7 protein-coding genes and 1 pseudogene are annotated in these 10200 nt (G+C 65.7%); 1 reads left to right on the top strand and 7 read right to left on the bottom strand.

Annotated elements, in window-relative coordinates; genetic code table 11:
• Positions 1-199 precede the first annotated feature (199 nt).
• The 4 genes from H8A92_RS19310 to bioB all read right to left on the bottom strand — a co-directional run bounded on the left by H8A92_RS19310 (position 200) and on the right by bioB (position 4301).
• On the bottom strand, positions 200-1462 hold the full coding sequence (locus H8A92_RS19310) for an adenosylmethionine--8-amino-7-oxononanoate transaminase (protein WP_229197227.1): 1263 nt from the start codon (positions 1460-1462) through the stop codon (positions 200-202).
• Complete coding sequence (gene bioD / locus H8A92_RS19305) at positions 1459-2091, bottom strand: dethiobiotin synthase (RefSeq protein WP_229197226.1); 633 nt, start codon at positions 2089-2091, stop codon at positions 1459-1461. Before bioD ends, H8A92_RS19310 begins: the two co-directional genes overlap by 4 nt.
• Positions 2088-3242 carry an 8-amino-7-oxononanoate synthase gene (locus H8A92_RS19300; protein WP_229197225.1) on the bottom strand — a complete coding sequence of 385 codons (1155 nt, stop codon included), beginning with the start codon at positions 3240-3242 and terminating at the stop codon, positions 2088-2090. The genes bioD and H8A92_RS19300 overlap by 4 nt, the downstream gene beginning before the upstream one ends.
• Positions 3243-3305: 63 nt before the next feature.
• Positions 3306-4301 (bottom strand): biotin synthase BioB, encoded by a 996-nt coding sequence (bioB, locus tag H8A92_RS19295; protein WP_229197224.1) that lies wholly within the window; start codon positions 4299-4301, stop codon positions 3306-3308.
• Positions 4302-4424: 123 nt separating this feature from the next.
• On the opposite strand from bioB, the gene H8A92_RS19290 reads away from it, so the two are divergent.
• The gene (locus H8A92_RS19290; protein ID WP_229197223.1) at positions 4425-5063 is read left to right on the top strand and encodes a GntR family transcriptional regulator; all 639 of its coding nucleotides are present in this window, start codon (positions 4425-4427) and stop codon (positions 5061-5063) included.
• Between the two features lie 188 nt (positions 5064-5251).
• On the opposite strand, the gene greA is transcribed toward H8A92_RS19290, so the two are convergent.
• The 3 genes and pseudogenes from greA to H8A92_RS19275 form a co-directional block, all read right to left on the bottom strand.
• Positions 5252-5734 carry a transcription elongation factor GreA gene (gene greA / locus H8A92_RS19285; RefSeq protein WP_229197222.1) on the bottom strand — a complete coding sequence of 161 codons (483 nt, stop codon included), beginning with the start codon at positions 5732-5734 and terminating at the stop codon, positions 5252-5254.
• A 79-nt stretch (positions 5735-5813) separates the two neighbouring features.
• Positions 5814-8960, bottom strand: a complete 3147-nt coding sequence (locus tag H8A92_RS19280) for an efflux RND transporter permease subunit (RefSeq protein WP_229197221.1) — start codon at positions 8958-8960, stop codon at positions 5814-5816.
• Positions 8957-10173 (bottom strand): annotated as a pseudogene (locus H8A92_RS19275) (efflux RND transporter periplasmic adaptor subunit). The gene H8A92_RS19280 and the pseudogene H8A92_RS19275 overlap by 4 nt, the downstream one beginning before the upstream one ends.
• Positions 10174-10200 lie beyond the last annotated feature (27 nt).

Genomic DNA, 10200 nt, shown 5'->3' with positions numbered 1-10200 from the left:
CACGGCCGGCACCGCGCCCCCATCCTGCGCCACGGCCGCAGCATCCCGCTGCGAGGCCGGCGCCACACAGGCACGCATGATCGAGCAAATCGGCGTGCCCGCAAGGGCACGCCGATTTCACATGAGCGCCCATCGCGTGCAAAACGGCGCGCGATGCAAATCGTCAGTCATGGAATTTCCGGCGCGCAAAGCCGCACCGTCAGGCCAGTTCGTCGGCCGCATCGCTGATCGCGGCGTAAACCTCCACGAGATCGGCCGCGGTGACGCAGTAGGGCGGCATGACGTAGATCGTGTTGCCGAGCGGGCGCAGCAGCAGATTTCGCCGTTGGAAGAAGGCCTGAAGCTTGGGGCCGATGCCGGCGAGATAGCCGGCATCGCTGGCCTTCAGATCGAGTGCGGTGATGGTCCCGGTGCGGCGGACGTTTTCGAAACGCGTATCAGTGCGGAACGGCGCAAGCATACGCTCCTGCATCGCGGCGAGCGACGTGACGCGCTCGCCCGCGCCGTGTTGCCAGAGCTCGAGGTTCGCTTTCGCCGCGGCGCAGGCGACCGGGTTTGCCGTGTAGGAACTGGAGTGGAAGAACATCCGCGCACGATCGCTGGAATAATGCGCATCGTAGATGTCGGCACGGCACAGCGACACCGCGAGCGGCAGCGATCCGCCGGTCAGGCCCTTCGAATAGCACGCGATATCAGGCGTGACGCCGGCCTGTTCGCACGCGAACAGGGTGCCGGTGCGGCCCCAGCCGGTCATCACCTCGTCGGCGATGAACAGCACGTTTGCGGCTTCACAGATGCGCTTCATTTCCGCCAGCACCCAGGGCGGATACATCAGCATGCCGCCGGCGCCGAGGATCAGTGGCTCGACGATGAACGCCGCTGCGGTTTGCTCCCTGCACGCGGCTTCGAGCGCGTCGAGCGTCGCCTGCTCGTGGCCGGCAGCGGGAAACGGGATTGACGCGACGTCGAACAGCAGCGGCTCGTATGCCTTGTTGAAGACGCCGCGCGCACCGACCGACATCGTCCCCACGGTGTCGCCATGGTAGGAGTGCTCCATGACGATGATCCGCGTGCGCGGCACGCCGATATTATGCCAATAGCCGAGCGCCATCTTCAGCGCCACTTCGACGCTGGTCGAGCCGGAGTCAGAGAAGAACACGTAGTCGAGTCCCTCAGGCGCGAGCTTCAAAAGCTGAGCGGCAACCGCTTCGGCCGGATCGTGGGTATGGCCGGCAAAGATGATCTGGTTGAGCTGTTCGGCCTGCTCCTGGATCGCGCGCACGATATGCGGATGGCAATGACCGTGGGTCACGACCCACCAGGACGCGATCGCGTCGATGATGCGACGGTCATCTGCGGTGTAGAGATAGGCGCCCTCGCCGCGCACGATCCTTGTCATCTCGCCGTGCAGCGCGTGCTGGGTGAACGGGTGCCAGATCGGCGATTTCCTGGGCGACGTCATGCGTTGAAATCTTCGCTCCGGAACGATGCCTTGAACGCCGTGCGCAGCGCGTCTGCCGTGAGCGGTGCAAGCAGAGGCAATCGCCCCAACCGGCGCACCTGCCCGATCTCGCAGATAGCGCGTTCGCTCACGGGATTGCTCTCGCCGATGAATGCGATCCCGAGAATGTCGATTTGGCGCCTGCGCAGCGCCTCGACCGACAGCAGCGAGTGATTGATGGTGCCGAGCGCAGTGCGGGCACAGAGCACGACCGGAAGCCGCCATCGCTCGAAGACGTCGATGTAGAGCATGTTGTCGTGCAGCGGAACCATCAGCCCGCCAGCGCCCTCGATCACCAGCGGCCGGTCGCCAATGTCGGGCACGGCGAACGCCGCGGGATCGATGCGAACGCCGTCGATTGCGGCAGCCTGATGCGGCGAAGCCGGCGTTCGCAGCCGGTAGCGCTCCGGCACGATGCGATCGGGCGAGAGACCCGCAAGCCGCGCCACCAATTCCGCATCGGTCTCCTCGTCAAGTCCGGCCTGAACCGGCTTCCAGTAACTCGCGCCGAGGAAGCCGGTGAGGCCTGCGGAGAAGATCGTCTTGCCAATCCCGGTATCGGTGCCGGTCACCACGATCCGGCGGCTCATCGCGACCAGCCCTTCGTCTCCTCGACCAGCGCATCGAGCAGCGTGCGGACGTCGGCCTCGCTGACATTGAGGGTCAGCGCAATTCGTAGCCGCGCCGTCCCCGCTGGCACGGTCGGCGGCCTGATGCCTCTGACGTCGAAGCCGCGCATCTGCAACGCCGACGCAAGCTGCATCGCGCGCGCATTGTCGCCGACGATATAGGGCACGATCTGCGAGCGCGACGGACTGTGCCAGCCGCGCTGAGCGAACTCCCGATGCGTGAACGCGACCAGCCTGGCGAGGCGCTGCTGATGCTCGGGCTCCTCCTGCAGGATCAGCAGGGCCTCACGCACCGCGACGGCCACAAGCGGCGACGGCGCGGTGGCGAAGATGAACGGGCGGCAGCGATTGACCATGAAGTCGCGCAGCACGGTCGAAGCCGTGACCAGCGCGCCGGCGGCGCCGAGCGCCTTGCCGCAGGTATGAACGATCACGAGATTCTCGCGTCCCTCATAGGGCGCGGTCAGCCCGCGCCCCTGTTCGCCATAGACGCCGGTGCCGTGCGCCTCGTCCACCATCAGGAACGCGTCGTGGCGCTCGGCGAGAGCGACGAGCTCGTCGAGCGGCGCGACGTCGCCGTCCATGCTGTAGACGCTTTCGACCACGATCCAGACCCGGCCCGTTCCGCCCTCGGCGCGCCAGCCGCGAATGGTGTCTTCAACAGATTGAGGATCATTATGTTCGCTGAACCGGAACTCGGCCCGGCCCGCGCGCGCTCCCTCATGGATGCTGGCGTGCACCAGCGAATCCAGAACCAGCAGGTCGCCGCGCTGCGGCAGTGTGGTCAGCACGGCGAAATTGGCGACGTAGCCGCCGCCGAAGAACAGCGCGGTCTCGGCGCGGAAGAACGCGGCGGCTTCGGCCTCCAGCCTTTCGTGCTCCGCGCAATTGCCGCGCAATAGCCGCGACCCGCCGGCGCCGATCGGCGTGCCGGCCTCGAGCGCGGCCGCAACCGCTTGCTTGATGCGCGGTGCGCTCGCGAGCGCCAGATAATCGTTCGAGACGAAATCGATGCCCGCGCGCGGCTTCAGGCTACGCAGCCGATCGTCCTTGCTCAGGGCATGCAAGGCCGCGACGTAATCAGCGGCCTCGGCCGCATGGATTGCGCTCATGTTCGCTCTCAGATTTATGGTTGGTCGCGCGGCGAATGACGCCGCGCGTGCCGCACGCTGCGATCAGGCGAGACGGGATGTGATGCCGAGCCGATCCAGCAGATCGGCGTCGCGATCGCGCTGCGGGTTCTTGGTGGTCAGCAGCACATCGCCGATGAAGATCGAATTGGCGCCGGCGAGGAAGCACAACGCCTGCAGTTCGTCGGTCATGTACTGCCGTCCGGCCGACAACCGCACCACGCTGTTCGGCATCAGGATGCGCGCGGTCGCGACCAGCCGCGCCAGCGCGATCGGATCGGGACGCTCCGCGGTCTCGTTGACCGGCACGCCCTTGACCTCGTTCCACAGGTTGATCGGCACGCTCTCCGGAGGGCTCGGGAGATTGGCGAGCAACACCAGCATGCCGAGCCGGTCCTCGACCATCTCGCCCATGCCGATAATGCCGCCGCAGCAGACCTTGATGCCGGCATCGCGCACATGCGCCAGCGTATCGATGCGGTCCTGCAAGGTGCGGGTGGTGATGATCTTGTCGTAGAACTCGGGCGAGGTGTCGACGTTGTGGTTGTAGAAGTCGAGCCCGGCGTCGGAGAGACGTTCGGCCTGCTTTGGCGTCAGCATGCCGAGCGTGACGCAGGTCTCCATGCCGAGCCCCTTCACCGCGCTGACCATGTCGCAGACCTGGTCGAGATCTCGGTCCTTGGGACTGCGCCAGGCCGCCGCCATGCAGAAGCGGGTTGCGCCGGCATCCTTGGCGCGCTGCGCGACCGCGACCACTTCGTCCCGCGGCATCAGGCGGGTGGCCTTCAGACCGGTGTCGTAATGCGCGCTCTGGGAGCAGTAGCCGCAGTCTTCCGGGCAGCCGCCGGTCTTGATGCTGAGCAGGCTCGCGGTTTCGACATGGTTCGGATTGAAGTTGGCGCGGTGGATGCCCTGCGCCTGGAACATCAGGTCCGCGAACGGCAGGTTATAGAGTGCCTCGGCCTCGGCCCGTTCCCAGGTCTTGCGGGGCGGTGCGCTGCTGCGGCTGTCGGTCCGTTCGATCTCAACGACATCAACCATCGGGCTTGCCTTCTCGTTTGTGATAGATCATAGATAATCTAATATATTATCTATGATCTTGGACTTAGAACGATGCTAGCTGAGGGCGCGCGGCAGTGCACCCGTTTTTATGATAGATAATCTATGATGGGCGAAAGCGAGAACACGACGACCGCCGGACGCATTACCGAGGTGCTCGCTGAAGGCATCATCAGCGGCGCCTTGCCGCCGGATGCCCCGCTCCGGCAGGACCATGTCGCGCGGGAATTCCATTCCAGCCACGTCCCGGTGCGCGAGGCCTTCCGGCAATTGGAGGCGCAGCATCTCGTCGTTGGCGTGCCCCGTCGCGGGGTGCGGGTCGCGCCGCTCGACACCAATGCAGTGAAGGAAATCGCCGAGATGCGCGCCGCGCTCGAGGTGGTCGCGTTGCGCAACGCTGCGCCGAGATACACATCGACGCATCTGGCACGGATCGAGGTCGCCATGATCGAAGGCGACAATGCCGAGACGGTGCAGGATTTCGAGCTGGCCAATCGCGCCTTCCATCACGCGCTGGTGGCGCCTTGCGCGATGCCGCGCCTGCTCGCCAGCCTCGACGGCCTGCAGCTCGCCAATTCGCGATTGGTGTTCGCGATGGCCCGCAACGCCGGCTGGCGGCCGCGGCCGAGCCAGGACCATCGCGTCATCCTGCAGGCGCTGCGCGCACGCAACATCGAGCAGGCCTGCAGCCTGCTCGCGCGGCATATTCAGACCATCGAACGGCTCGCGCTGCCGGCGGCGTGATCGCGTTGTTCCGACGTGCTCCGGTTCACCTTGCCCTGCGTGTGGGGAGAGGTCGGAACGCATCGTGAGATGCGTTCCGGGTGAGGGGGAGTCTCCGCAAGCACAGCCAATAGCGAATGCGCGGAGACAGCCCCTCACCCCAACCCTCTACCCGTAAGAACGGGGCGAGGGAGCGCGCCGTCTTCGCGCTACGCGATCGCGACGATCTCCAGCTCCTGCTCGCCTGAGCCCGCGACGTCGCCCACGGCTTTGCCCATCAACGACCGCGCCACCGGCGAGACGAAGGAGATCGAGCCGGCCTTCGGATCGGCTTCGTCCTCACCGACGATGCGATAGGTCTGCACCCGCCCGTCGGCGCGGCTGAAAGTCACGGTGCTGCCGAAGGCGACGGTTTCAGCCGAGGCGGGATCAGCGACGACCTGTGCGGTGCGAAGCCGCTCGGTCAGATAGCGCGCGTCGCGCAGCGGAACCGCCGACTGCCGCCGCCGTTCGTTGACGTCGTCCAGTTGCTGCGCGGCCTCGTAGGCCTCGCGCGCCTCCTGGAGCTGACGCTCCAGCGCCTTCCGTCCTGCTTCCGTCACCAGATTGGCATGCGGCGATATGGGGCGGTCCGGCAACAGTGTTTCCGACGCAGTCTCGGCACTTTCTTCCTTGGTGAAGGCAACGCTCAATCCAGAACTCCATCGATGAGCCGGGCAGTATAGCCCCGCCTCACTCACCTTGCTAATGCGCGATGGGATTAGGCCGGAGCTAGTGCGGCGCCGGCTGTTCCGCTTTGCTCCGCCTGCCGAAGCGGTTCTTGACGCCCTCGCGCCAGCCCTGGAAGGTGACAAAGAGCATCGGCACCAGGAAGATGCCGATCGAGCTGGCGGCGAGCATGCCGCCGAACACCGCGGTACCGACCGCACGGCGGCTGATTTCCGCAGCCCCGGTCGCGACCACCAGCGGCACCAGGCCGAGGATGAACGCGATCGAGGTCATCATGACGGCACGGAAGCGCATTTGCGCGCCCGTCGTCGCGGCTTCCACGATCGGCCTGCCGGCCTCGCGCTGCTCCTTGGCGAACTCGACGATCAGAATGCCGTTCTTGGCGGCAAGCGCGATCAGCACCACGAGGCCGATCTGGCCGTAGAGATCGAGGTTGAGGCCTGCCAGCTTGATCGCGAGATAGGAGCCGAACACGCCGACCGTGACCGACAGCAGCACGGGAATCGGGATCGTCCAGCTCTCATAAAGCGCCGCCAGGAACAGGTAGGCAAACAGCACCGCAAGCGCGAGGATGATGCCGGTCTGGCCGGAGGCCGCCTGCTCCTGATAGGCGGTGCCGGTCCATTCAAACGAGTAGCCGGCCGGCAGCGTCGACTTCGAGAGCTCGGCCATCGTCGCGATCGCGGTGCCCGACGACACGCCCGCCGCCGGGCTGCCGTTGATGGTGACCGAGCGATAATTGTTGTAGCGCGTGATCACCTGCGGTCCGGTCACGATGCGCAAGCTCGCGATCGAGCGGATCGGCACCATCTCGCCGCCGGTGTTGCGCACATAGATCTGCCAGATGTCGGGGATGTCGGCGCGGTTGGCCGCATCGCCCTGCACGTTGACCTGCCAGGTGCGGCCAAACAGGTTGAAATTGTTGACGTAGATGCCGCCGAGCGTGGCCTGCAACGCGGTGAAGACGTCAGCCATGTTGAGGCCGAGCGCCTGCGCCTTGGCGCGATCGATGTCGAGGTAGACTGACGGGTTGGTGGCGGTGAAGGTCGAGAACACGCGGGTCAGGTTCGGATTGCGGTTCGCAGCGCCGATCAACCCAGCCATCACGCTGCTGAGCGAAGCCGGATCCTGGCCTTCGAGCGCCTCGAGCTGATATTCGAAACCGCCTGATGTCGACAGCCCGATGATCGGCGGCAAATTGAACGGCAGCACCGAGGCCTGACGGATCTGCGATCCGCCGACGAAGGTCTGCGCGATCGCGGCCTGCACCGATTCGGTCGTGGCCTTACGGTCGGCGAACGCCTTCATGCGCGCCACCATGAAGGCCGAATTCGGCTCGCTGGCGCCGTCGAGCAGCGAGAAACCGATGATCGACAGCACGTGGTCGACCGCCGGGTTCTTCTTCAACAGCGCCTCGACCTGCTTGGTGACCTCGCTGGTGCGCGCCACCGACGCGCCGTCGGGCAATTGCACCGCGATGAAGAAGGCGCCCTGGTCTTCCTCGGGCAGGAAGCCGGTCGGCGTGATCTTCGACACGCCGAACACTGCGCCGGCGAACACCAGCACCGCGACCAGCGACAACATTGCGACGCGAACCAGCCGCTGCACCACGCCGGCGTAGCGGTCGCGGACCCAGTCGATGCCGCCGAGCACCCGCCCCATGATGCCGCGGCGCGGTCCGCCGTGACGCAGGAACACGGCGCACAATGCCGGCGACAGCGTCAAAGCATTCAGCGCCGAGATCACCATCGCAGCGCTGATCGTCACCGCGAACTGGCGGAACAGCGTGCCGGAAATGCCGGGGATGAACGCGATCGGCACGAACACCGACAGCAGCACCAGCGAGATCGCGATGATCGGCGCGGTGATCTGCGCCATCGCCTTCTTGGTGGCATCGGCCGGCGACAGCTCCGGCTCCTCCTCCATGACGCGCTCGACGTTCTCGACCACGACGATGGCATCGTCGACCACGATACCGATCGCAAGCACCATCGCCAGCAGCGATACCGTGTTGGCGGAATAACCCATCGCGAGCAGCACCGCGAAGGCGCCGATCAGGCTGACCGGGACCGCGACCGCCGGAATCACCGTGGCGCGCAGATTGCCGAGGAACAGGAACACCACGATCACGACGAGCACGAAGGCCTCGCCGAGCGTCTTCATCACTTCCTTGATCGTATCGGAGACGAAGGTCGTGGAGTCGTATTGCACGAGGTAGGTCAGCCCGGGCGGAAACCGCTCCGACAGCCGCGCAAGCGTGGCCTGCACGGCCTTGGCCGTGGTCACGGCATTGGCGCCGGGCGCCAGATAGATGCCCATCGGCACGCCGGGATTGCCGTCGATCCGGGACTCCGAATCCATGTTCTGCGCGCCGATCTCGACGCGGGCGACATCCCTGATCCGCAGCACCGATCCATCCGGATTGGCGCGCAGCACGATGTCGCCGAACTGCTTGGATGTCGTCAGGCGACCCTGGGTCTGCACGTTGAACTGGAATTGCTGGTCGTTGCTGATCGGCCGCGCACCGATGCGGCCGACCGGCGCCTGCACGCTCTGGGCACGGATCGCCGCGATCACGTCCGACGGCGCCAGATTGAGGCTGGTCAGGCGCTGGGTGTCGAACCAGATCCGCATCGAATAGTTCAGCTTGGCGAACAGCGAGGCCTGCCCGACACCAGGTGTCCGCGAGATCGCGTCCAGCACGTTGATGATGGCGTAGTTGGTGATGAACAGCGGATCCTGCTCGGCACTCTTGCTGTACAGCACGATGAATTGCAGCACGGCCGAGGATTTCTTCTGCACCGTCAGGCCCTGCGCCTGCACCTCGGTCGGCAATTGCGCGAGCGCGCTCTGCACCCGGTTGTTGACGTTGACGGTGTTGATGTCAGGGTCGGTGCCGAGCGCGAACGAGACCGTCAGCGTATAGCTGCCGTCATTGCCGCTGGTCGACTTCATGTAGAGCATCTTGTCGACGCCGACGACCTGGGCCTCCAGCGGCTGGGCGACGCTCGATTCGACGACCTCAGCCGACGCGCCGGGGAACACGGCCGAGACCGTGACCTGCGGCGGCACGATGTCCGGGAACTGGGCGACCGGAATTTGCATCAGCGCCAGCGCGCCCGCGATCGTGATTACGAAGGCGATGACGATCGCAAGCCGCGGACGGTCGACGAAGACGGCGGAAATCATGGGTTGTTGCCCGTCGATTTCGGCGTGGTGCTGGCACCGCTATCGGCCGAGACCTTCATGCTGGACTGGATCAGGGCGCTGGCCGGCCCCGGGGCGACCACCTCGCCCGGCCTGACCTTCTGCAACCCCTCGACCACGACCTTGTCGCCGAGCGCGATGCCGCTCGTCACCGCGGCAATCGTCGAGGTCGATTGCCCAAGCTGGATCCGTTTCTGCTCGGCCTTGTTGTCGGCGCCGACGATGTAGACATACTCGCCCTGCTGGTCCGACAGCACCGCCGAGCGCGGGATCGCCAGCACCTCGACCGGCTGCACGCCTTCGAGCAGGACCGTCACGAACTGATTGTCGGTCAACTCGCGGACCGAGCCGCCGACCGCGACCGAGGTGTAGGTCGACGGGTTGGGGATGGTGCCGCGCAAGGAGATGGTGTCGGTGTTCTGTGCGATCGTGTTATTGACGAAATTCAGCTCACCGGTCTGATCGTAGAGCCGGCCGTCCGGCAACCGCACGCGGATCACCACGGCCTTGAAGCCGCCGCGCGTCGCGTAACGGTCGCGCAGATCGAGCGCCTCGCGGACCGACACGGGAAACGTGACATACATCGGGTCCTGGCTGACGATGGTCGTCAGGGTACCCGAACTCGGCGTCACGACGTTACCCTCGGTGACCGCGGTGCGCCCGATCCGGCCGTCGATCGGCGAGTGGATCTCGGTGTAGTCGAGATTGATCTGGGACAGGTCGACCTGCGCCTGCGCCGCCTGCACCTGTGCCTCGAGGCTCTGCTGGTTGGCGACGGCCGCGTCGACGTTCGATTGCTGGCCGCCGGCCCGCCCATCAGCGCCTTGGCGCGGTCGGTGGTCAGCTTGGCGTTGACCAACGTCGCCTGCAACTGGGCGACCTGCGCCTTCTTCGAGGCAAGATCGGCCTCGAACGGGCCACGCTCGAGTTGATACAAGAGGTCGCCGGCCTTGACCTCGGCGCCTTCGACGAAGTTCCGCTTCTCCAGGAACGCGGTGACGCGCGCCACCACGTTGACGCGGTTGGGGGCCTCGATGCGTCCGAGAAATTCATGGGTTTCGGTGATCGGCCGCTTCACCGCCTCGAACACGCCGACGGCGGGAGGCCCGGGCGGCCCCGCCTGGGCATGGACCGCCGCAATCCCGATCACCGCCAATCCCGCCGATACCAGAAGCCCTGCCAATCCACCGAGCATTCGTTCCGTACCACTCATGCTCTCCAA

This window comes from Bradyrhizobium acaciae, assembly GCF_020889785.1.
GTDB classification, from domain to species: domain Bacteria; phylum Pseudomonadota; class Alphaproteobacteria; order Rhizobiales; family Xanthobacteraceae; genus Bradyrhizobium; species Bradyrhizobium acaciae.
This window is presented reverse-complemented; position numbering and strand designations above follow the sequence as displayed.

Excerpts from the sequence above, each read along its gene's own strand:
- H8A92_RS19310 (WP_229197227.1), bottom strand. The coding sequence starts at position 1,462 with ATGACGTCGCCCAGGAAATCGCCGATCTGGCACCCGTTCACCCAGCAC.
- bioD (WP_229197226.1), bottom strand. The coding sequence starts at position 2,091 with ATGAGCCGCCGGATCGTGGTGACCGGCACCGATACCGGGATTGGCAAG.
- H8A92_RS19300 (WP_229197225.1), bottom strand. The coding sequence starts at position 3,242 with ATGAGCGCAATCCATGCGGCCGAGGCCGCTGATTACGTCGCGGCCTTG.
- bioB (WP_229197224.1), bottom strand. The coding sequence starts at position 4,301 with ATGGTTGATGTCGTTGAGATCGAACGGACCGACAGCCGCAGCAGCGCA.
- H8A92_RS19290 (WP_229197223.1), top strand. The coding sequence starts at position 4,425 with ATGATGGGCGAAAGCGAGAACACGACGACCGCCGGACGCATTACCGAG.
- H8A92_RS19280 (WP_229197221.1), bottom strand. The coding sequence starts at position 8,960 with ATGATTTCCGCCGTCTTCGTCGACCGTCCGCGGCTTGCGATCGTCATC.